Below are 22,120 nucleotides of genomic sequence, written 5' to 3'. Positions count from 1 at the left end.
CTCCCTTCATTTTTCTATTATGGGTAAATCTACAGGACAAATCACAAAAATCATCGAAGTGGAAGTGATTCGCTTAGTGGACTTAGCGGAGCGGTATAACAAACCAATTGTACTAGAGAAATTAGATACGACCCAATCGAAAACAGGGAATCGATATGGAAATAAACATGTGAATCGGATGAAGAGTATGTTTGCATATGAGAAGATGACAAGTGCCATTCTGAATCGTGCAGATAAAAGGGGCGTGGCTGTCTTTCAAGTGAATCCCGCTTATACTTCAATCTCCGGAAAGATGAAATACATGCGAAAATTCGGGATTTCTATTCATCAATCCGCGGCCTTTATAATTGGTCGTCGTGGATTAGGATATAAAGAAAAAGTGCCTCGGGTTCTGAAATCTTATATTCCAAAGAAAGAAGCGCACCACTGGAGTCATTGGCATCAATTAAACAATCAATTGGATATTCGCACGCATCATTTCTATCAGCTATATGATGTAGATCAACCGCAAGAGGCATTACAAATCGAGCGATTACACTTGTTTGAAAATGAAAAGAAAAAACTAGCAAAACTATCTGTATGATAAAGAAGAACACTTTGTCCCAGATTTTTACGCTTATTACCAGAGCAGATAATAAGTCTAGGAACTGGATGCATGACAAAGTGTTCTAGCCTCGATATAAGAAAAAGTAGTTGTACCTATTTTGTTTGCCTTTCGTCGGAAGATAGAATGGGTCGTCTTACATTCCATATAGACACTACTGAACTCTATATCGTTGTATCCTCTTTGTTGAACGAGAGGAACTGTTTTTGTGAGGACAGAGACAGGAGAATCCCCCACCTCAAGCTCTTGTAGAGGTAGGTGGGGGTAGTTCAATTATCTTTAAATTAGTTATTAATAAATTTCTCAAACACGAATCCATAATCTTTCACGTTATATTGCTTCTTCGTATCAACAAGCCAATTAAACGCAATTTGGTTCATTTCTTTAAATTGCTCTGCTAAATTAACTTGTGCATTTGTAATGCGGCTAAATGTGTTAGAAGCCATGTCTAAGCTTTTATGAGCGTATTGTAATGTAATATCGTTCTCGTATGAAATCTCCTCGATTTTGAGAAGGGCTTTATATAGATCTTTTAATTCTTCGATATGTTTTTTATGAACATCAATGGAGTAATATTCATCACCCATATGGAACTTAATTTCTACATCTAAATCGATTGTGCCAGCAGTTTCTAGCGCTACATTTCTAATTTGATATTTACTGTAGCTAAAGCGACGTAGTGTGCGTTTTTTACTCGCTGCACTCGTGCCATCTAAGTGAATTAAACCTTTGTTTGTAAAGCAATATTCATCTGATTTTGATTTAATGAGAAAATAAATTTTTTCCCCATCTTCATGCATAACATAATCATCGGCATCGACTTTATCATAATCTTTCGGTGTGATTACAGAACCTACATCGCTTAGCCCAAGAACATCAGCAGCTACTTTTTTGAACATATGTATCATCCCCTTTTTGTGTTCTGAATTGTACGAAAATATACTATCATTTTTTGCGGAAAATTTATATGGTTTAAATGAAAATTTTGAAGGAGGGATTGTGAACGAATTACCGAACTTTGTTTAGAGAATAACTTTAATCCGAAATCATTTAGTAAATCAATTAGCTTACGAATAGACCCTCCGAAGAATCAGCAAGAAAAGAACGTTCATTTTGTAGATAACTATAGAGAAATTCCGTAAAAACCACTTTCAATTATGTTAAGTGGTTTTATTTCATATTTGAAATCTTACAATTCTGTAAGGTAGATGTAAGGAAGTTCGATGGTAACAAATGGTCAGTTCTTTATAATGGAGGTAACAAAGATGAAACGAGGAGGAATAAAAAATGAAAGGGTTAGTTGTAACAGCTTTAACAGTAGCTTTTGGATTTGTTGCATATGAGAAATTAATAGATGTAATTGATATCGTAAAACATTTAGTAGCATAGATAGAATCGTTATGAGAGGGAATGGGTAGATGAATGGAATGGTTATTCGGAATTATAGGTGTCTGTAGTGTTATACTATTGTTATTTGTCCCAAGTGGAATACTGAGCCCCACTACAAGTTTATTTTTTATGTGTTTACTTGCCTGTATTATGCTTATTATTATGTTTCTGATGAAACAAAGTAAGTCAATCTTCTTTTTTAGCATGATTGTTGTTACAATTATTGTTCTCCAAATCATTACTCTTTTCGTATATCCTACAATTATAAAAGCTTTCCATTGATTAGAAAATCCTCTGCGTTATTTGCTGAGGTTTTTTACTGTGTATAAAGAGGTTTTTTTGATGTAACTTTTTCATTTTAATTATAAAAGTTAAATATTTTCATATTTCAAATAAATGTATTTGGAATGTTGTTTTCTTAACAGTCATTTGTTATATTTACTTTGAAGAGATTTAAAATCTAAAAAAAGAGGCGGACGTATGGATAAAAAGGAAAATACGGTCGTATTGTTTCCACAGTTGTCGGATCGTTATATTGATCAAGGGTTTTTGGCGCTGCGGGAGCGAAAGTTCGAAGATGCATTGCGCTGTTTTGAAATATTGCGTCAGTATAATGGAGAAACAGAACAAACAGAATTAGCTTCAGTTATTTGTTTATTAGAATTAAAGCGAATGGAAGAATCGAAAGAACGATGTGAGGAGTTGCTTGAAACAGGGACAGTCTTGTTTGGGGATATTCTTGAAACATACGTTACAATTTTAGTTCAAACAAATGATTATGTAGGTGTAATTGAAACTGTTGAAGAGGTTTTGCAGAAGAAAGAATTGACCGTAGAGCAAAGAGAAAAATTAGCGCAACTTGCCCAGTTTGCTGAGAATATGCTAAGTGGTGAGGAAGCACCACCAATAGAATCAGATTTTGATTTGGAAGAATTCTCGGAGAATCTATTTGTGGAAAGTTTTGGGCAACAATTGCAAGTGATTAATGCTCTATTACTTAAAGATCTTGAAAAAGCTTTGCCAGCTTTACAGAAATTTCTTATTGATGAAACGCGACATCCGTATTTAAAAACTTCCATTATATACAAAATGGTAGAAAAGCGTATGGAAGAAGAAATAGAAGTAGAGAAATTTGGCGAAAGAATAATGATTATCCCAGCTCATTTGGGTCATAATGATGAGTATTCGAAAAAAGTTATACATATATTATCTAATCGATTAGAAAATGATCATCCTGATATATTTGAGGCAATTATTACATATTGGAGAGAAATGCAAACTAGTATTTTCCCGTTCCCGTTATTAATGGATAAGCATGAAGTATGGGCTGCTGTTTTAGAGAGAATCGGAAGAAAACGTTTTGGATTGATAATCGATGAAGAGGAACTGATGGCAGCGTATAATATTACGGTTGAGGAGTTTCATATTGCTTATCAATGGTTTTTACGTGTGGAAAGAGAAGGGCATTTACCAGTATAATTACGAAAAAGAATCGTTCAGTTATTGAAACGAGAATATTCTATGTTATAATGTAAGGGTTGCAAAAGGCTGAATTATGCCTGTTTGTAAGAGGAGAGAAGTATAATTCTCTTACTTAATATGTTTCATATTATTCTCGAACAAAATATACCGTGTTTGTCTTATAGACAAATAATAGATTGAGAATTACGTGGTTTAAAGCTTGTTGCTAGAAGGTTGAAAAACCTGAAACAATAGGCTTTCGCGCTTTTGTTGTTTCTAAAAAAGAAATAATGAAAGCTCAATCTGTAGAGGTATGTGCATACATTATTATAGTTGGAGGGAAAGAATAAATGGCTGCAAAATGGGAAAAATTAGAAGGTAACGTTGGCGTTTTAACAATCGAAGTTGATGCTAAAGAAGTAAACAACTCTATCGACGCTGCGTTCAAAAAAGTAGTAAAAACAATTAACGTACCTGGTTTCCGTAAAGGGAAAATGCCTCGTCCGTTATTCGAACAACGCTTTGGTGTTGAATCTTTATACCAAGATGCTTTAGATATTATCTTACCAAAAGCATACGGTGAAGCAATCGATGAAACTGGTATCTTCCCAGTTGCTCATCCTGAAATCGACATCGAGAAATTCGAGAAAAATGAAAACTTAATCTTCACTGCAAAAGTTACGGTAAAACCTGAAGTTAAATTAGGTGAATACAAAGGATTAGCAGTAGAAAAAGTTGAAACAACTGTAACTGACGAAGATGTAGAGAATGAATTAAAATCTTTACAAGAGCGTCAAGCTGAACTAGTTGTTAAAGAAGACGGTACTGCTGAAAACGGCGATACAGCTGTAATCGACTTTGAAGGTTTCGTTGATGGCGAAGCATTCGAAGGCGGAAAAGGCGAGAACTACTCTCTAGCAATCGGTTCTGGTACATTCATCCCAGGTTTTGAAGAGCAATTAATTGGTCTAAAAGCTGGCGAATCAAAAGACGTTGAAGTATCATTCCCAGAAGAGTACCATGCAGAAGAACTTGCTGGTAAACCAGCAACATTTAAAGTAACAGTTCATGAAATTAAAGCAAAAGAACTTCCTGAGTTAAACGATGAGTTCGCTAAAGATGCAGACGAAGAAGTTGCAACTCTTGATGAGTTAAAAGCAAAACTTCGTACAAACTTAGAAGAAGGCAAAAAGCACGAAGCTGAGCACAAAGTTCGTGACGAAGTAGTAGAAAAAGCTGCTGCTAACGCTGAAATCGAAATTCCAGAAGCTATGATCGAAACTGAGTTAGATCGTATGGTTCGTGAGTTCGAACAACGCTTAAGCCAACAAGGTATGAACCTTGAGCTTTACTACCAATTCACAGGTACTGACGCTGACAAGTTAAAAGAACAAATGAAAGAAGATGCACAAAAACGTGTAAGAATCAACCTTGTTCTTGAAGCGATCATTGAAGCTGAAAACATCGAAGTTACTGAAGAAGAAGTAACTGCAGAAGTTGAAAAAATGGCTGCAATGTACAACATGCCAGTTGACGCTATCACACAAGCTCTTGGAAGCTTAGATGCTTTATCTGAAGACCTTAAAGTTCGTAAAGCTGTAGACTTCTTAGTAGACAACAGCAAAGCTGCATAATAAAATAACAAGGCGCGATTTTAATCGTGCCTTGTTTTATAAATATAGATATAAATATATTTATAAAACTTTTCGATGAAGAAGGAAATGAGCCTTCTAAAGTCGAATATACATATTTCAAAAGTTTTAAAAAATTTTTATTTGTACATAACTAGTCATATTATTTGTATTTCTCGCCACGTAGTGACATAATATGTATTTACATACGATACATTTATCGTGTACATACGAAGGCAAGAGATTAGCACTTTGTAAGGGGTGTGAAAATATGTTTAAATTTAATGATGAAAAAGGGCAATTAAAATGTTCTTTCTGTGGTAAAACACAAACGCAAGTCCGAAAGCTTGTTGCTGGTCCAGGTGTTTACATTTGTGATGAGTGTATTGAGCTTTGTACAGAGATTGTGCAAGAGGAGCTTGCAAAAGACGAAGAAGTAGAATTCAAAGATGTACCGAAACCGGTAGAAATTCGTGAAATCTTAGATGAGTATGTCATCGGACAAGATAATGCGAAAAAAGCACTAGCGGTTGCGGTATATAATCATTACAAACGCATCAATTCTAACAGCAAAATCGATGATGTAGAATTGGCGAAAAGTAATATCGCGCTTATTGGGCCGACAGGTAGTGGTAAAACACTATTGGCACAAACATTAGCACGTATTTTAAATGTTCCATTTGCAATCGCAGACGCAACATCTTTAACAGAAGCTGGATATGTAGGTGAAGATGTAGAAAACATTTTACTAAAACTTATCCAAGCAGCTGATTATGATGTAGAGAAAGCGGAAAAAGGAATCATTTATATTGATGAGATTGATAAAGTGGCGCGTAAGTCAGAAAATCCATCAATTACACGTGATGTATCTGGTGAAGGTGTACAGCAGGCCCTTCTGAAAATTTTAGAAGGTACTGTGGCAAGCGTTCCACCTCAAGGTGGTCGTAAACATCCGCATCAAGAGTTTATTCAAATTGATACAACGAACATCCTATTCATTTGTGGTGGTGCGTTTGATGGCATTGAGCCAATTATTAAACGCCGCCTTGGTGAAAAAGTAATTGGATTTGGTTCAGAGAAGAAAAATGCTGATGTAAATGAAAAGCATGTTTTATCTCACGTGTTACCAGAAGACCTTTTACGATTCGGTTTAATTCCAGAGTTTATTGGTCGTCTTCCAGTTATTGCGAACCTAGAGCCACTTGATGAAGGTGCTCTTGTTGATATTTTAACAAAACCGAAAAATGCACTTGTGAAACAGTTCCAAAAATTATTGGAGCTTGACGATGTCGAGCTTGAATTTGAAGAAGGAGCACTGATTGAAATTGCTAAAAAAGCAATTGAACGTAAAACAGGTGCTCGTGGACTTCGCTCTATTATTGAAGGCTTAATGCTAGATGTAATGTTCGAACTTCCATCTCGTAAAGATATCGAGAAGTGTATTCTTTCAAAAGAAACAGTAGCGGACAATGCACCACCAAAGTTGGTGCTGCAAGACGGTACTGTGCTTGATACAAAAACATCTGCATAGTATAAGTGAGAAACAGCAATTTTTATAATTGCTGTTTCTTATTATGTTTAGCACGATTCCTCCCAGGAAATACTGAATGGTAAAACATAGCGGGAGGAAATGAATTATGAGCTGGACAAATATATTCTTACTTGTTCAACTTGTTTTTGGCGTAATTGTCGGATTGTATTTCTGGCATTTGCTTCGAAACCAGCGAACACAAAAAGTTTCAATTGATCGAGAATCAAAAAAAGAATTAGAACAACTTCGCAAAATGCGTGAAATCTCTTTAACAGAACCGCTTGCTGAAAAGGTACGCCCTACATCTTTTTTAGATATTGTTGGGCAAGAGGACGGAATTAAATCATTACAGGCGGCGCTTTGTGGACCGAATCCGCAGCATGTCATTATATATGGCCCTCCTGGAGTAGGAAAAACGGCAGCGGCGCGTCTTGTGTTAGAAGAAGCGAAGAAAAATCAAAAATCACCATTTCGTATGAACGCAACATTTATTGAACTGGATGCAACAACGGCTCGCTTTGATGAGCGTGGAATTGCTGATCCGTTAATTGGCTCGGTGCATGATCCGATTTATCAAGGTGCAGGTGCAATGGGACAGGCGGGGATTCCGCAGCCGAAAAAAGGTGCTGTAACAGATGCGCATGGAGGTATTTTATTTATTGATGAAATTGGTGAATTGCATCCAATCCAGATGAATAAAATGCTAAAAGTATTAGAAGATCGTAAAGTATTTCTAGAAAGTGCATACTATAGCGAAGAAAATTCAATGATTCCAACATACATACATGATATTTTTCAAAAAGGCTTACCAGCAGATTTTCGCTTAGTTGGAGCGACAACTCGTTCTCCAGATGAAATTCCTCCGGCTATTCGCTCTCGTTGTCTAGAAGTTTTCTTCCGTGAACTCGATACGGAAGAAATTCAAAAAGTAGCGAAGAATGCAGCAGAAAAAGTAAAGATGGAAATCGGGGAACAAGGTATTGAATTAATTGGAATGTATGCAAGGAATGGAAGAGAAGCCATTAATCTTGTGCAAATTTCTGCTGGAATGGCAATTAATGAGGAACGCTCATTTATTAAAGATGAGGATATTGAATGGGTCGTTCATTCTAGTCAGCTTACTCCAAAATATGAAAAGCGTATTTATCCAATTCCGAAGGTTGGTCTTGTGAATGGACTTGCAGTATATGGACCGAATACAGGAGCACTATTAGAAATTGAAGTAACAGCAATACCAGCTACGGAAAAAGGTACGATAAATGTTACAGGGATTGTGGAAGAAGAGAGCATTGGTAGTCAAACGAAATCAATCCGACGCAAAAGTATGGCAAAAGGCTCAGTTGATAATGTGTTGACAGTGCTGCGTTCTCTTGATTTGTTGCCAGAAGGATATGATATACATATTAATTTCCCAGGCGGCGTTCCAATTGATGGGCCTTCAGCAGGAATCGCAATGGCAACAGGGGTATACTCTGCTCTCCATCAAGTTTATGTGAATAATGAAATCGCGATGACAGGAGAAATAAGTATTCATGGTGAAGTAAAGCCAGTAGGTGGCGTATATGCAAAAGTGAAAGCAGCAAAAAAGGCGGGAGCAAAAAAGGTAATTATCCCTGCTGAAAATATGCAACCATTTTTATATACGATAAAGGGTATTGAAATTATACCTGTTCGAAAATTGAAGGAAGTTTTTGAGTTAACATTCGTACAGGAAAACTTGCATCGTGAAATCAATGTGCGTCATCAGGTTGATGAAGGTGACGTACAATCCATGTAATATGAAACCGAATAAGGTTGTAATAGACGATTTCATCTAAGGTGAGCAGCAACTAGAATATAATAATATTTGCCAGACTTCGTTTAAGTTTGTATGCTTAAGCGGGGTCCCTTTTTCTTTTTTGGAGAAAGAAAAAGTAGGGGATTTGCAATTGCAAGGAATCTCTGCAATTGCATCAAGATGTATTGTAATATAAAATAGTTGAACAGGAGTTTAATTTATTATGGAGGTGCTATGTCTAGTATGAATACGAACGAAAGAATTGTGCCCCTCCTACCATTAAGAGGCGTTCTCGTATATCCAACGATGGTTCTGCATCTTGATGTAGGACGTGATAAATCAATACAAGCACTAGAGCAGGCAGCAATGGATGAAAATATCATCTTTTTAGCAATGCAAAAAGAAATGAATATCGATGATCCAAAAGAAGATGACATATATAGTGTGGGTACAGTAGCGAAAGTAAAGCAGATGTTAAAACTGCCGAACGGCACGCTTCGTGTCCTTGTAGAAGGTTTACATAGAGCAGAAATAGTTGAGTTTATTGAAGAAGAAGATGTAGTAAAAGTTTCGATTCAAACGGTAACAGAAGAAGAAGAGGGCACTCTAGAGGAAAAAGCCCTTATGCGCACGTTGCTAGAACATTTCGAGCAATACATTAAAGTTTCGAAAAAAGTATCGAATGAAACATTTGCAACAGTAGTGGATGTAGAAGAACCGGGTCGCTTAGCTGATTTAATCTCTTCTCATTTACCGATTAAAACAAAACAAAAGCAAGAGATTTTAGAAATCTTATCTGTAAAAGAAAGATTACATACACTCATTTCTATCATTCAAGACGAACAAGAGCTACTGAGCTTAGAAAAGAAAATTGGTCAAAAAGTGAAACGTTCGATGGAACGGACGCAAAAAGAATATTTCTTGCGCGAACAAATGAAGGCGATTCAAACAGAACTTGGTGATAAAGAAGGTAAAGGCGGCGAAGTTGAAGGGCTTCGTGAAAAAATCGAAGAGGCAGGAATGCCAGAAGAAACGAAGAAGGCTGCTTTAAAAGAATTAGATCGTTATGAAAAGTTACCAGTAAGCTCTGCGGAGAGCGGTGTAATTCGTAATTATCTTGATTGGTTATTAGCGCTTCCGTGGACAGAAGCAACAGAAGATATGATCGATTTAGCGCATTCTGAAACAATCTTAAATAGAGATCATTACGGTCTTGAGAAAGTGAAAGAACGTGTGCTAGAATATTTAGCTGTTCAAAAGCTAACAAATTCTTTAAAAGGACCGATCCTTTGTTTAGTTGGCCCGCCAGGTGTGGGGAAAACATCTTTAGCGCGTTCGATTGCAACATCGTTAAATCGTAATTTTGTTCGTGTTTCCCTTGGTGGTGTTCGTGACGAATCTGAAATTCGTGGTCACCGTCGTACATATGTTGGAGCAATGCCAGGTCGTATTATTCAAGGAATGAAAAAGGCCAAGACAATAAATCCAGTCTTTTTATTAGATGAGATTGATAAGATGTCTAATGATTTCCGTGGTGATCCATCGGCGGCGTTACTTGAAGTATTAGATCCAGAACAAAACCATAACTTTAGCGATCATTATATCGAGGAGCCGTATGATTTATCAAAGGTAATGTTTGTTGCAACTGCAAATACACTTGTCAGCATCCCAGGTCCACTTCTTGATCGTATGGAAATTATTTCAATTGCTGGTTACACAGAGATTGAAAAGGTACATATTGCTCGTGAACATTTATTACCGAAGCAATTAACAGAACATGGCTTGCGAAAAGGAAATCTACAAGTGCGCGATGATGCGTTGCTTGAGATTATTCGCTACTATACGCGTGAGGCTGGTGTTCGTACACTAGAACGTCAAATTGCAAAGATTTGTCGTAAAGCAGCAAAAATCATCGTTACAGAAGAGCGTAAACGTATTATTGTAACGGAAAAAAATATTACAGATTTACTTGGTAAACATATATTCCGTTATGGACAAGCTGAAACGACAGACCAAGTTGGGATGGCAACTGGTTTAGCGTATACGGCTGCTGGTGGTGATACGCTTGCAATTGAAGTGTCTGTAGCACCAGGAAAAGGAAAATTAATTTTAACAGGGAAACTTGGGGATGTTATGAAAGAATCTGCACAAGCTGCATTTAGCTATATTCGTTCTCGTGCAGAAGAGCTTCATATTGATCCAGATTTCCACGAAAAGAATGATATCCATATTCACGTTCCAGAAGGGGCGGTTCCAAAGGATGGCCCATCAGCTGGTATTACGATGGCGACGGCGCTTATTTCCGCACTGACAGGTGTACCTGTAAGCAAAGAAGTAGGGATGACAGGTGAAATTACACTTCGTGGTCGTGTATTACCAATCGGTGGTTTAAAAGAAAAAACATTAAGTGCTCACCGCGCGGGCTTAACAAAAATTATTTTGCCAGCCGAAAATGAAAAAGATTTAGATGATATTCCAGAAAGCGTAAAAGAAAATCTTACGTTTGTGCTTGTGTCTCATTTAGATGAAGTATTGGAGCATGCATTAGTAGGAGTGAAACAATGAAAGTAACAAAAGCAGATATTGTTATTAGTGCTGTTAAACCAGAACAATATCCAGATGGTGACTTACCAGAAATTGCATTAGCAGGTCGTTCTAATGTTGGGAAGTCTTCCTTTATTAATAAAATTTTAAACCGTAAAAAGTTAGTACGTATTTCTTCTAAACCAGGAAAAACGCAAACGTTGAATTTTTTCTTAATTAATGAAATGATGCACTTTGTCGATGTTCCTGGTTATGGTTATGCGAAAGTATCAAAATCAGAGCGAGCGGCATGGGGCAAAATGATTGAAACTTACTTTACAACGCGTGAGCAATTAGACGCGGCTGTATTAGTAGTTGATTTACGTCATCCACCAACAAACGATGACGTGATGATGTACGATTTCTTAAAGCATTATGAAATTCCAACGATTATCATTGCAACGAAAGCTGATAAAATTCCGAAAGGGAAATGGCAAAAGCATTTGAAGGTTGTAAAAGAAACGCTTGATGTCGAGGTTGGCGATGAGGTTGTTCTATTTTCATCAGAAACAGGGCTTGGAAAAGAAGAAGCTTGGAAAGCCATTCATAAGTTTACGAAAACAAAAAACGTGTGACAATTCGTCGCACGTTTTTTGTTTCTTATTATAGTACAAATGCAAAGAGGGGATAAAGAAATAAGACAACTATCTTTACCGGACCTTATGAACACCTCTTTACAGTACATTTAATGTAACTTCAATATTCCCTCTAGTCGCTTTTGAATACGGACATACGCCATGTGCAGCTTCTACAAGTTCTTGTGCTTCAGCATGAGATACGCCAACTACACGTACATCAAGTACAACAGATAATCCAAAACCACCATCTGTATCTTTTCCAATGGAAACGTGGGCTGTTACTTCTGTACTTTCTACTTTTACACGTTTTGTACGAATAACTAGCTGCAGAGCACTATCAAAGCAAGCTGAATAGCCAGCTGCAAATAATTGTTCTGGATTCGTTGCTTCACCGCCCATACCGCCTAATGCTTTTGGCATCTTCACATCAAGGTTTAGAATGCCGTCTTCAGAAACAACTTTCCCATTTCTTCCACCTGTTGCAGTTACAGTTGCTGTATATAATTTTTCCATGTTTATTCCCCTTTTCTATCATTGATTGTTTTCATGGTTTCAATTAATTGATTTAATTGAATTAATAATGATCGATATTCTTGTTCTGTAATTCCTAAATTGGTAGCCATAGTTTCTGGCAATGAACAAGCTTTTTCTTTTAAAGCGTATCCTCTTTCTGTTAGTTCAATACACACTTTGCGTTCATCTTCCTTAGAGCGAACACGTGTAACTAATTCTAATGTTTCCATGCGTTTTAACATAGGTGTTAATGTACCAGAATCTAAAAATAGACGTTCGCCAATTTCTTTTACAGTTAATCCATCTTGTTCCCAAAGTACTAATAATGTAATGTACTGTGGATACGTAATACCCATTTCTTCTAAATAAGGCCGATAAAAGCGTGTTACCTCTTTAGAACAGGCATAAATAGAAAAACAAAGTTGATTATCGAGATGTAAAGAATTCTCTTTCATAAACATCCCCCCTTTTTAAAATTGTGCACAATTTAATTTTGTAAAATAAATATAACGAAAAAGAAATGAGATGTCAAATACATTGCAACGAAAAAATGTTGAGTAATGTGTCACATGAAAGAAATTGTTACATTTTGGAACAATCATACATATTTTTCTGTATGATGAAAGAAGATAAAAAAGATAGCCTTCCAATCCTTATGGAATAGTTTCCATCACTTGATTCTGACAGTTTTTTTTGGTAACGTACAAATAGAGTTATTATTTTATAATGATTATAAAGTAAGGGATTTATGCAGATGGGTAACGTATTTCCTGCTAGGTGTGAAAATCAGCAAGAAATAATTTGTCGATGTTCACACGATTGTCAGATTCATAACAGGAAAGTTGTATTATGATAGTAGATAGGTGATAAAACGGTTGAAGGGGGACATGCTGCGTGCATATTCTTGTTGTTGGTGTAAATTATCGAACAGCCCCTGTAGAATTTCGTGAGAAACTCACATTTCAGGCAGCAGAGTTAGAGCAGGCAATGACAACGTTACAAAATCAAAAGAGCGTGTTAGAAAATGTCATTGTATCAACGTGCAACCGCACAGAAATCTATGCTGTCGTCGATCAATTACACACGGGACGATATTACATTAAGAAGTTTTTAGCTGATTGGTTTCAGCTTGAGATAGAAGAAGTGTCGCCATACTTGTCTATTTTTGAACAAGATGGTGCGATTGAACATTTATTCCGTGTAACGTGCGGATTAGATTCTATGGTAGTTGGTGAAACGCAAATTTTAGGTCAAATTCGAAATAGCTTCTTAGAGGCGCAAGAAGTGAAAGCAACTGGTACAATTTTTAATGAATTGTTTAAACAAGTCATTACGTTAGCGAAGCGTGCTCATTCAGAAACAACAATTGGTGAAAGTGCAATGTCGGTTAGTTATGCAGCTGTTGAGCTTGGAAAGAAAATTTTCGGTGATTTAACAGATTGTCACGTTTTAATTCTTGGCGCTGGAAAAATGGGCGAACTTGCATTGCAAAACTTGTACGGAAGCGGAGCGCGTAAAGTAACCGTTATGAACCGTACGTTTACGAAAGCGGAAACAATGGCTGAGAAATATATGGGACATGCGAAACCGTTAAGTGAATTGCAATGTGCGCTTTTAGAAGCGGATATTTTAATTAGTTCAACTGGCGCTTCAGATTATGTGATTACGAAAGAAATGATGACAAGAGTGGAACGGATGCGCTGTGGTCGCCCGTTATTTATGGTAGATATTGCAGTACCGCGTGATATTGATCCAGCAATTGATGAGCTAGAGGGTTCTTTCTTGTACGATATTGATGATCTGCAAGGCGTAGTAGAAGCAAATCGTGCGGAGCGTTTGAAAGAAGCAGAAAAAATTGAACTTATGATTGAAGAGGAAATCGTTATATTTAAAGCGTGGTTAAATACGCTGGGTGTTGTTCCATTAATATCAGCTCTTCGTGATAAAGCATTGGCAATTCAAAGTGAGACGATGCAAAGTCTTGAACGAAAAATTCCAACGCTTAGTGATCGTGAGAGAAAAGTGATTAGTAAGCATACGAAAAGCATTATCAATCAATTGCTAAAGGATCCAATTTTAGTAGCGAAAGAGTTGGCAGCTGAAGGGGAAGCTGCGGAAAAGCTCGCTTTATTCGCGAAGATTTTTGATTTAGAAGTGCAAGAAGAGGCTGTGAAACAAACGGAAGAACGAGAACATAAACGAGCGTGGACATCATCCGTTCCATCTTTATAACTGGAAGGATGATCGGATGGGCTTTTTAAATAATAGTATTATTTATCATATCGCAATTATTTTATATGCTTGTAGCATTAGTTTATATTTTATAGATTATTTTCAAAGTAACCGAAAGGCGAATCGAATTGCTTTTTGGTTACTTGCAATTGTATGGATATTGCAGTCTATTTTTATGTTACTTCGGGCTACGGAATCAGAGACGCATCCGATTTTAACGTTATTGTCGGGAATTTATTTCTATGTGTGGTTATTAATTACAATGTCGCTCGTAATCAATCGATTTATGCGCATTGACTTTTTAGTCTTTTTTACAAATGTCATTGCGTTTGGCGTAAGCGCTTTTTCTATTTTTACTCCGCTTGGAAAAATGTCGCCGGTACTTGCGCATCAATTAGTTTCAGAACTTGTATACGTACATGTAGGAATGGCGATTATTTCCTATGCGGCGTTTACAGTATCGTTTATCTTTTCGATTATGTATTTATTGCAATATCGATTATTAAAACAAAAGAAATGGAATGCAAGATTAAGAAGGTTAGGAAATTTACCGAAACTTGAGTCAATGTCTTATGGACTAAATCTATTTTCTGTTCCTTTTTTCTTGTTAGCTATTTTACTGGGATGTATATGGGGATATACAAAGTTAGATAATTTCCATTGGTATGACACGAAAGTAATCGGGTCTTTTGTTGTTTTATTTGTATATTGCATGGGGTTATATTTACGAGGATCAGATATATTGCAAGGTAAGAAGATTATAAATTGGAATATTGCTGCCTTTCTCGTTATGCTAATTAATATTTTCCTATTAAGCAGTTTATCCAACTTCCACTTTTGGTATTTATAATGAGGAGAGAAAATTATGCGCAAAATTATTGTCGGTTCGAGAAAGAGTAAGCTAGCGTTAACGCAAACAAATTGGTTTATTGATCAGTTAAAAGCGCTTGGTTTACCATATGAATTTGAAGTGAAAGAAATTGTTACAAAAGGCGATGTTATTTTAGATGTAACACTTTCAAAAGTAGGCGGTAAAGGTTTATTTGTAAAAGAAATTGAGCATGCATTGCTTACGAAAGAAATCGATATGGCTGTACATAGCATGAAGGATATGCCAGCTGTGCTTCCAGATGGATTAACAATTGGATGTATACCAAAGCGTGTTGATCCACGTGACGCGTTCATTTCAAAAAACGGGGCATCATTTGAGGATTTAGCGGAAGGTGCAATTCTTGGTACGAGTAGTTTAAGACGTAGTGCACAGCTATTAGCTGCTAGACCAGACTTACAAGTGAAATGGATTCGTGGGAATATTGATACGAGATTACGTAAATTAAAAGAAGAAAACTATGATGCAATCATTTTAGCGACAGCTGGATTACAAAGAATGGGCTGGGATGATGATGTGATTACTGAGCATTTAGATGAAACATTATGTGTACCAGCTGTAGGACAAGGAGCTTTAGCAATTGAGTGCCGTGAGAATGATGAAGATTTATTGCAATTATTATCACATATCAATGATGCTGTAACAGAACGAACAGTGGCGGCTGAACGAGTGTTCCTTCACAAACTTGAAGGTGGCTGCCAAGTACCGATTGCTGGCTATGCAACACTTGCGGAGAATAATGAAATTGAATTAACAGCTCTTGTCGGCTCGATGGACGGTTCTGTTTTGTTAAAAGAAACAGTTACAGGTATGGATTCAGAGCGAGTTGGCCAAGAAGCAGCTGAGCGGTTAATTCAGCAAGGAGCAAAAGAGCTCATCCTCGCTGCAACTAAGGAGCAACAGTAATCATGGAAGCTCTTGCTGGTAAAACAGTACTGATTACGCGTGCAAAGCATCAAGTAAGACAAATGAGTGCAGCAGTGAAAAAAGAGAGCGGAATTCCAGTGGAAATTCCGCTTTTGCGTATGGAAGGTGTATCTCAGCAAGTGTTTCAAAGTGTATCGCAGCAGATACACTTATATGACTGGATTATTTTTACGAGTAAAAACGGGGTAAAGTTCTTTTTAGATGGTTTAGGAGAGAAAATTCCCTCTACTGTTCACATCGCTGCAGTAGGTGTGAAAACAGGTCAAGAATTAGAAAAGCGGGGTTATGAGGTTCGTTTTGTTCCAACATCGTTTGTTGCTGAAACCTTTGCAGAAGAATTTGTAAGAGAATTAAGCGGGAAGGAACGCATTTTATTTCCAAAAGGGAATTTAGCTAGAGATGTGATTCCGACTAAACTCCAAGAATTAGGAGTACTCTTAGAGGAACTTATTGTATATGAAACAAAAACAAATGATAAGAAACAACAAGATCTTATCGCAGCTTTAGAATCTGGTAAGATAGACGTGGTTACATTTACGAGTCCATCTACTGTTATAAGCTTTGTGAAATTACTCGAGGGTACAAACTGGAGAGAATGGACAAAAAAATGTACAATTGCTTGTATAGGACCGATAACAGAGCAGGAGGCAAGGCGTTATTTTGCCGATGTAATCGTTCCAAAAGAATATACAATAGAAGCGTTAATACAGTGCATTTCAAAATATAATCAAAATGCATAATCTAAATAAAAGAATGGGAGATAGAAATCTATGAGTTCTTTACAATTCAATCGTCACCGTCGTTTAAGACAAAGTGGAAATATGCGTGCGCTTGTGCGTGAAACATTTTTACATACAGAAGATTTTATTTATCCTATTTTTGTATTAGAAGGAGAAAATGTTCGTAACGAAGTTCCTTCTATGCCAGATGTATATCAAATCTCTTTAGATCTTCTGCAAGCTGAAATGCAAGAAGTTGTAGATCTAGGTATTCGTTCTGTTATCGTATTTGGCTTACCTGCTGAAAAAGATGAAGTTGGATCTTCTGCATTTTGTGAGCATGGCATTGTACAACGTGCAATTAAACAAATTAAAGAACAGTTTCCAGAGTTAGTAGTAGTTGCGGATACATGTTTATGTCAATATACAAGCCATGGACATTGTGGCGTTATTGAGAATGGAATCATTTTAAATGATGAATCATTAGAAGTTCTTGCGAAAACAGCGGTAAGCCAAGCGAAAGCGGGGGCAGATATTATCGCACCATCTAACATGATGGACGGATTTGTAACTGCGATTCGTCATGCTTTAGATGAGAATGGCTTTGCACATGTACCGGTTATGTCATATGCGGTGAAATATTCATCTGCATTTTACGGTCCATTCCGCGATGCAGCACACGGTGCACCACAATTTGGGGATCGTAAAACGTACCAAATGGATCCAGCAAACCGTATGGAAGCATTCCGTGAAGCTGAATCAGATGTAATGGAAGGAGCAGATTTCTTAATCGTAAAACCAGCTCTTTCTTACTTAGATATTATTCGCGATGTGAAAAATAATTTTAATTTACCGATTGTTGCGTATAACGTGAGCGGAGAATATTCCATGATTAAAGCAGCGGCGCAAAATGGTTGGATTAATGAAAAAGACATTGTACTTGAGAAATTATTAAGTATGAAACGTGCAGGAGCAGATTTAATTATTACGTATCATGCGAAAGATGCAGCACGATGGTTACAAGAAGGAGGCGCACAATAATGAAAAAGTTCGATAAATCGATTGAAGCATTTACAAAAGCGCAAGATTTAATGCCTGGTGGTGTAAATAGTCCAGTTCGTGCATTTAAATCCGTTGGCATGAATCCGCTCTTTATGGAACGCGGAAAAGGCTCTAAAGTGTACGATATTGATGGGAATGAATACATCGACTACGTATTATCATGGGGACCTCTTATTCACGGACATGCAAATGACCGTGTTGTAGAATCATTAAAAGCTGTTGCTGAAAAAGGAACGAGCTTTGGTGCGCCAACAGAAATTGAAAATAAATTAGCACAGCTTGTGATTGAGCGTGTGCCATCGATTGAAATTGTACGTATGGTAAACTCTGGAACAGAAGCGACAATGAGTGCACTTCGCTTAGCACGTGGTTACACAGGTCGTAATAAAATTTTGAAATTTATCGGTTGTTACCATGGTCATGGCGATTCTCTATTAATTAAAGCTGGTTCTGGTGTTGCAACGCTTGGTTTACCAGATAGTCCTGGAGTACCTGAAGGTGTAGCGAAAAACACAATTACAGTAGCATATAACGATTTAGAAAGTGTAAAATATGCTTTCGAACAATTCGGTGACGATATTGCTTGTGTAATTGTAGAGCCAGTAGCAGGAAATATGGGTGTTGTACCACCTCAGCCAGGATTTTTAGAAGGACTTCGTGAAGTAACAGAGCAAAATGGTGCTCTGCTTATCTTCGACGAAGTAATGACAGGATTCCGTGTTGCTTACAACTGTGGACAAGGCTATTACGGTGTGACGCCTGATTTAACTTGTTTAGGAAAAGTAATTGGTGGTGGATTGCCAGTAGGAGCATATGGTGGTAAAGCAGAAATTATGCGCCAAGTTGCACCGAGCGGACCAATTTATCAAGCGGGTACATTATCCGGTAACCCTCTTGCAATGACAGCAGGTTATGAAACATTAGTACAATTAACACCAGAATGTTATCAAGAGTTTGAACGTAAAGCGGAAATGTTAGAAAATGGCCTACGTAAAGCAGCTGAAAAACATGGCATTCCGCATTATATAAACCGTGCAGGTTCTATGATTGGTATTTTCTTCACGAATGAACCAGTTATTAACTACGATGCAGCGAAAACATCAAATTTAGAATTCTTTGCAGCTTACTATCGTGAAATGGTAGAACAAGGTGTATTCTTACCACCTTCTCAATTTGAAGGATTATTCTTATCAACAGCGCATAGTGATGCAGATATTGAAGCAACGATTGCAGCGGCAGAAATTGCAATGTCAAAATTAAAAGCGTAAAGAAAAAAAGGTTGTCAGGAGATTTCTGACAACCTTTTTTTGTTATGTCACATATTGTTGAAGCTCCGATAAGTGGTGCCTGCTGGTTGATATATGAAAAAATCGATAGGAGGTTCACATGTGCAGTTCGATTTTTTACTCATAAAATGACTCCCAGACACATAAATCTGTAATGACATACAGTTTGGGAGGGGGAAAAGAAGTGGCAACAGATCATTCATTACGTTTTTCATTAAAAGAATCGGTTTGGTTCCAAAAAGGACAGGAAGTCGAAGAACTTTTGTCAATTTCGTTAGATCCAGACGTTGAGATAGAAGAGCTTGAATATGAAGTAATTGTGAGAGGGCAGTTAGATTTGACAGGGGAATACGTCGCAAGGCAAGAGGATTCTACGTTTTCATTACGAGATTCATCTCCAGCGAAATCCATTGATTATGTAGAAACGAGAGAAGATGGTGTGAACGAACTTGTACACTCTTTTCCATTAGAAATTTCGATTCCGCGAAATCGAGTGAAACAAGTTGAAGAATTGTATGTTTCCATTGAGGAATTTGATTATGAATTAAAGGAAAACGGTTGTCTGCAATTATTAGCAGATATATCGATATCTGGATTATGCGAGGACGAGAGAATACAGAATGAAATGCAAGAGGAAGAGATAGGGCATCTAGAAGTTGCTAGAATTGAGGAAGCAAAAGTGGTGGATGAGGATAAAGCACCAGTGGAAGTGGAAGTGGAAGTGGAAGTGGAAGTGGAAGAAGTAACAGTCCATACAGAATCAGATGGATGGGAGGATTATGCATTTGAACCTTTCCAATTAGAGGAGCGTAAAGAACAAGAGTTAGAAGAAGAGGTAGAAGAGGTAGAAGATCTAGAAGAACCGGAAGAGGAAGAACGAGAAGAATTAGCAAAAGAAACTACACCACAGTTTGAATTGTTTGGCCGGAAAGATTTTAAGAAAGAGAAGGAAAAGAAATTAGAGGAAGAAGCCGAAGCGGCCTACTCGCAACGGGATGAAAATGCATTATACTTAACAAAATTGTTTACGAAAGAGCCGGAAGAAGAATTTACGAAATTACGTATGTATTTCGTGCAAGAAGGAGATACAATTGAATCGGTTGCGGAGCGATATGAAACGTCTGTCCAGCATCTACACCGCGTGAATCAAACCGATGAAGTATATTTAACTGCAGGACAGATTATATATATACCTGTGCCAAGAGTGAAGACAAAGTGAGTGAAGGAGCTTCTTCTTCACCTCTTTTCTTTTTATTATGCGATCGTGGGCAGTAAGACCACAACCTCAGGATTTAGAGAGGGGCGAGGAAGTTAGGTAGGAGATAAACCGCCCGTAAAAGCCCGGTTGGTGCAGGCTTATAATCAGTGAGGATGAAGAGATGCATACTGATTAAAGTTTCACTTTATCTTACGTTTTGAATGAGAAAGGATCATTCGTATGGATATAGAATTGAGAGATCGTTATGCACCGATAGTACAGCGGTATCAATTGGACGTCCATCATATGGAAGAGCATGGGAGTGTCATAAAAATTTATACGAATCAAGGTCCATATGCATTGAAGAAATTGCCATCTCATCGATTGAAAAGAAATAATTTAATGTATCATGTTCAATTTTTACGTGAGAAGGGATTTACGCATTATGTCCCGATTTACCATGCGACAGATGGAAATCATATTTTGAGCGACGAAACATATAGTTATTATTTAATGCCTTGGCTAGAGCGAGTAGAAGGAAGCGGAGAGGACAATGATCAATATCATAAAATGTTTCAGACGCTAGCGCTACTTCATCAAAGGACGGTAAAAGAAGAGAAGTATACGGAAGAGGCATTAGAGGAGCATTATACAAATATATCTGATCGTTGGGAGAAAGATGGGGAACTCTTAGAGGGATTCCTTGTAGAGTCTGAGGCAAAATGGTATATGTCTCCGTTTGAACTACAGTACTGTACGTATTTTCATCATGTGATGAGGGCGCGCGAATTTGCAACGAAACAGCTTTCCGAGTGGCATGAAGCGATGAAAGAGAAAGAAAAAACACGCGTTTCTTTTATTCATGGTAATGTTTCGATGAATCATTTTTTATTTGATTATGAACGAAACGGTTATTTTATTAGCTTAGAAAGGTCGGGATTTGCAACACCAGTTCAAGAACTTGTCCGTTTTTATTCCCGCTCATTGAACACGTATCCAATTGCGAGAAGCGATCGCTTTGAATGGTATCAGGTGTATCAAAAGAATTTTCCGTTTACAAAAGAAGAACAACTTCTTATGTTTGCTTATCTAACATATCCGTCCCCATTTATTAGGCAAATTCAATCTTATACAAGTAAACAGCAGAGCCGTGGTGAAAAGAAAGAACTTCAAGGTGTGAAAATGTTACAACAAGCGCATTGGCTTGTAAGTAATATAGAATATTTCATTTCACAATTACAAGCTGCGCAGCAAGGAAATGAATAATAGCCGTAGTCTCAAGTCGCCGTGAGGCTACGGCTGAAAATGTAAACGGATTGTTGCTACAACGAAGATAATAAGAATAATGAAATCTAAGAAGGTTGGAAGTAGTAATGTGCGAATTCCTTGGAAAATAGTAAGTGGAATGGCAAAATCAGAAAATATCGTTTGTAAATTTCTAACCCATGAAGGGGCTGAAAAATTGTAGGTGCGTCGGTAGCGTCGCATAATCAATCATTCCTCCGTATAGAAAGCATTTAATAAACATGAATCTTGAAAAATGAAGATGCAATATTACAGTATGCAGGATAAGTACCTAGGTGCTTGTGCTGCTTTTTTCATTTTTCGTACATAGGTTATAAAAAATGCTTACGCTAATTGATGATTGCACACTGATTTTTAGATGGTGAGAAAATATGGAATCTATCAATTGTAGAAAATTGCTGAAAAATATTTTTATCTTGACGAATATGGTTTCGT

The 22,120-nt window shown here is 37.2% G+C and carries 20 protein-coding genes; 16 read left to right on the top strand and 4 right to left on the bottom strand.

The genetic code is table 11. The annotated features are described in order from the left end of the window. A partial coding sequence (locus KFD70_RS22655; protein ID WP_431613421.1) for an IS200/IS605 family accessory protein TnpB-related protein occupies positions 1-583 on the top strand: 583 nt, incomplete at its 5' end. 305 nt (positions 584-888) lie between these two features. Here the strand turns inward: KFD70_RS22655 and KFD70_RS22650 are convergent. Further along, entirely contained in the window at positions 889-1,503 is a 615-nt protein-coding gene (locus tag KFD70_RS22650) for a PH domain-containing protein (protein ID WP_174098826.1), read from the bottom strand. A 523-nt stretch (positions 1,504-2,026) separates the two neighbouring features. On the opposite strand from KFD70_RS22650, the gene KFD70_RS22645 reads away from it, so the two are divergent. The 7 genes from KFD70_RS22645 (at position 2,027) to ysxC (ending at position 11,551) form a co-directional block, all read left to right on the top strand. Continuing rightward, the gene (locus tag KFD70_RS22645) at positions 2,027-2,275 is read left to right on the top strand and encodes a hypothetical protein (RefSeq protein ID WP_336450265.1); all 249 of its coding nucleotides are present in this window, start codon (positions 2,027-2,029) and stop codon (positions 2,273-2,275) included. Positions 2,276-2,473: 198 nt separating this feature from the next. Further along, a complete protein-coding gene (locus KFD70_RS22640; protein ID WP_336450264.1) occupies positions 2,474-3,472 on the top strand; it encodes a hypothetical protein in 999 nt (332 codons plus the stop codon). Between the two features lie 332 nt (positions 3,473-3,804). Next, entirely contained in the window at positions 3,805-5,088 is a 1,284-nt protein-coding gene (gene tig, locus KFD70_RS22635) for a trigger factor (RefSeq protein ID WP_336450263.1), read from the top strand. Between the two features lie 268 nt (positions 5,089-5,356). After that, positions 5,357-6,616, top strand: coding sequence for an ATP-dependent protease ATP-binding subunit ClpX (clpX, locus tag KFD70_RS22630; protein WP_018764399.1), 1,260 nt, complete (start codon positions 5,357-5,359; stop codon positions 6,614-6,616). Positions 6,617-6,722: 106 nt separating this feature from the next. After that, positions 6,723-8,393 carry an ATP-dependent protease LonB gene (lonB, locus tag KFD70_RS22625; RefSeq protein ID WP_336450262.1) on the top strand — a complete coding sequence of 557 codons (1,671 nt, stop codon included), beginning with the start codon at positions 6,723-6,725 and terminating at the stop codon, positions 8,391-8,393. Between the two features lie 234 nt (positions 8,394-8,627). Continuing rightward, positions 8,628-10,958 carry an endopeptidase La gene (gene lon / locus KFD70_RS22620; RefSeq protein ID WP_336450261.1) on the top strand — a complete coding sequence of 777 codons (2,331 nt, stop codon included), beginning with the start codon at positions 8,628-8,630 and terminating at the stop codon, positions 10,956-10,958. Continuing rightward, on the top strand, positions 10,955-11,551 hold the full coding sequence (gene ysxC / locus KFD70_RS22615; RefSeq protein ID WP_336450260.1) for a ribosome biogenesis GTP-binding protein YsxC: 597 nt from the start codon (positions 10,955-10,957) through the stop codon (positions 11,549-11,551). Before lon ends, ysxC begins: the two co-directional genes overlap by 4 nt. 99 nt (positions 11,552-11,650) lie before the next feature. On the opposite strand, the gene KFD70_RS22610 is transcribed toward ysxC, so the two are convergent. Further along, positions 11,651-12,067, bottom strand: a complete 417-nt coding sequence (locus KFD70_RS22610; protein WP_336450259.1) for an organic hydroperoxide resistance protein — start codon at positions 12,065-12,067, stop codon at positions 11,651-11,653. 2 nt (positions 12,068-12,069) lie between these two features. Next, complete coding sequence (locus KFD70_RS22605) at positions 12,070-12,522, bottom strand: MarR family winged helix-turn-helix transcriptional regulator (protein WP_336450258.1); 453 nt, start codon at positions 12,520-12,522, stop codon at positions 12,070-12,072. 439 nt (positions 12,523-12,961) lie between these two features. Between KFD70_RS22605 and hemA the strand changes: the two genes are divergently transcribed. From hemA to ysxE, 8 genes are all read left to right on the top strand, one after another. Continuing rightward, positions 12,962-14,299 (top strand): glutamyl-tRNA reductase, encoded by a 1,338-nt coding sequence (gene hemA, locus KFD70_RS22600; RefSeq protein WP_336450257.1) that lies wholly within the window; start codon positions 12,962-12,964, stop codon positions 14,297-14,299. Positions 14,300-14,315: 16 nt separating this feature from the next. Beyond that, complete coding sequence (locus tag KFD70_RS22595) at positions 14,316-15,149, top strand: cytochrome c biogenesis protein (RefSeq protein ID WP_336450256.1); 834 nt, start codon at positions 14,316-14,318, stop codon at positions 15,147-15,149. 15 nt (positions 15,150-15,164) lie between these two features. Continuing rightward, the gene (gene hemC, locus KFD70_RS22590; protein ID WP_336450255.1) at positions 15,165-16,094 is read left to right on the top strand and encodes a hydroxymethylbilane synthase; all 930 of its coding nucleotides are present in this window, start codon (positions 15,165-15,167) and stop codon (positions 16,092-16,094) included. Positions 16,095-16,096: 2 nt separating this feature from the next. Continuing rightward, the gene (gene hemD, locus KFD70_RS22585; protein WP_336450254.1) at positions 16,097-16,855 is read left to right on the top strand and encodes a uroporphyrinogen-III synthase; all 759 of its coding nucleotides are present in this window, start codon (positions 16,097-16,099) and stop codon (positions 16,853-16,855) included. A gap of 30 nt (positions 16,856-16,885) precedes the next feature. After that, entirely contained in the window at positions 16,886-17,875 is a 990-nt protein-coding gene (hemB, locus tag KFD70_RS22580) for a porphobilinogen synthase (protein WP_336450253.1), read from the top strand. Further along, a complete protein-coding gene (gene hemL, locus KFD70_RS22575; RefSeq protein ID WP_336450252.1) occupies positions 17,875-19,164 on the top strand; it encodes a glutamate-1-semialdehyde 2,1-aminomutase in 1,290 nt (429 codons plus the stop codon). The genes hemB and hemL overlap by 1 nt, the downstream gene beginning before the upstream one ends. 172 nt (positions 19,165-19,336) lie before the next feature. Next, on the top strand, positions 19,337-20,401 hold the full coding sequence (gene spoVID, locus KFD70_RS22570) for a stage VI sporulation protein D (protein WP_336450251.1): 1,065 nt from the start codon (positions 19,337-19,339) through the stop codon (positions 20,399-20,401). A gap of 219 nt (positions 20,402-20,620) precedes the next feature. Then, the gene (gene ysxE, locus KFD70_RS22565) at positions 20,621-21,646 is read left to right on the top strand and encodes a spore coat protein YsxE (protein WP_336450250.1); all 1,026 of its coding nucleotides are present in this window, start codon (positions 20,621-20,623) and stop codon (positions 21,644-21,646) included. Positions 21,647-21,673: 27 nt separating this feature from the next. On the opposite strand, the gene KFD70_RS22560 is transcribed toward ysxE, so the two are convergent. Continuing rightward, positions 21,674-21,868, bottom strand: a complete 195-nt coding sequence (locus tag KFD70_RS22560) for a hypothetical protein (protein WP_079999563.1) — start codon at positions 21,866-21,868, stop codon at positions 21,674-21,676. Between the last annotated feature and the right edge of the window lie 252 nt (positions 21,869-22,120).

It is taken from the genome of Bacillus pfraonensis, from assembly GCF_050768835.1.
Classification (GTDB): domain Bacteria; phylum Bacillota; class Bacilli; order Bacillales; family Bacillaceae_G; genus Bacillus_A; species Bacillus_A pfraonensis.
The sequence above is the reverse complement of the archived record's forward strand: the minus strand, read 5'-3'. Positions and strand labels throughout refer to the sequence as shown.

Excerpts from the sequence above, each read along its gene's own strand:
- KFD70_RS22650 (WP_174098826.1), bottom strand. The coding sequence starts at position 1,503 with ATGTTCAAAAAAGTAGCTGCTGATGTTCTTGGGCTAAGCGATGTAGGT.
- KFD70_RS22645 (WP_336450265.1), top strand. The coding sequence starts at position 2,027 with ATGGAATGGTTATTCGGAATTATAGGTGTCTGTAGTGTTATACTATTG.
- KFD70_RS22640 (WP_336450264.1), top strand. The coding sequence starts at position 2,474 with ATGGATAAAAAGGAAAATACGGTCGTATTGTTTCCACAGTTGTCGGAT.
- tig (WP_336450263.1), top strand. The coding sequence starts at position 3,805 with ATGGCTGCAAAATGGGAAAAATTAGAAGGTAACGTTGGCGTTTTAACA.
- clpX (WP_018764399.1), top strand. The coding sequence starts at position 5,357 with ATGTTTAAATTTAATGATGAAAAAGGGCAATTAAAATGTTCTTTCTGT.
- lonB (WP_336450262.1), top strand. The coding sequence starts at position 6,723 with ATGAGCTGGACAAATATATTCTTACTTGTTCAACTTGTTTTTGGCGTA.
- lon (WP_336450261.1), top strand. The coding sequence starts at position 8,628 with ATGTCTAGTATGAATACGAACGAAAGAATTGTGCCCCTCCTACCATTA.
- ysxC (WP_336450260.1), top strand. The coding sequence starts at position 10,955 with ATGAAAGTAACAAAAGCAGATATTGTTATTAGTGCTGTTAAACCAGAA.
- KFD70_RS22610 (WP_336450259.1), bottom strand. The coding sequence starts at position 12,067 with ATGGAAAAATTATATACAGCAACTGTAACTGCAACAGGTGGAAGAAAT.
- KFD70_RS22605 (WP_336450258.1), bottom strand. The coding sequence starts at position 12,522 with ATGAAAGAGAATTCTTTACATCTCGATAATCAACTTTGTTTTTCTATT.
- KFD70_RS22595 (WP_336450256.1), top strand. The coding sequence starts at position 14,316 with ATGGGCTTTTTAAATAATAGTATTATTTATCATATCGCAATTATTTTA.
- hemC (WP_336450255.1), top strand. The coding sequence starts at position 15,165 with ATGCGCAAAATTATTGTCGGTTCGAGAAAGAGTAAGCTAGCGTTAACG.
- hemD (WP_336450254.1), top strand. The coding sequence starts at position 16,097 with ATGGAAGCTCTTGCTGGTAAAACAGTACTGATTACGCGTGCAAAGCAT.
- hemB (WP_336450253.1), top strand. The coding sequence starts at position 16,886 with ATGAGTTCTTTACAATTCAATCGTCACCGTCGTTTAAGACAAAGTGGA.
- hemL (WP_336450252.1), top strand. The coding sequence starts at position 17,875 with ATGAAAAAGTTCGATAAATCGATTGAAGCATTTACAAAAGCGCAAGAT.
- spoVID (WP_336450251.1), top strand. The coding sequence starts at position 19,337 with ATGACATACAGTTTGGGAGGGGGAAAAGAAGTGGCAACAGATCATTCA.
- ysxE (WP_336450250.1), top strand. The coding sequence starts at position 20,621 with ATGGATATAGAATTGAGAGATCGTTATGCACCGATAGTACAGCGGTAT.
- KFD70_RS22560 (WP_079999563.1), bottom strand. The coding sequence starts at position 21,868 with ATGCGACGCTACCGACGCACCTACAATTTTTCAGCCCCTTCATGGGTT.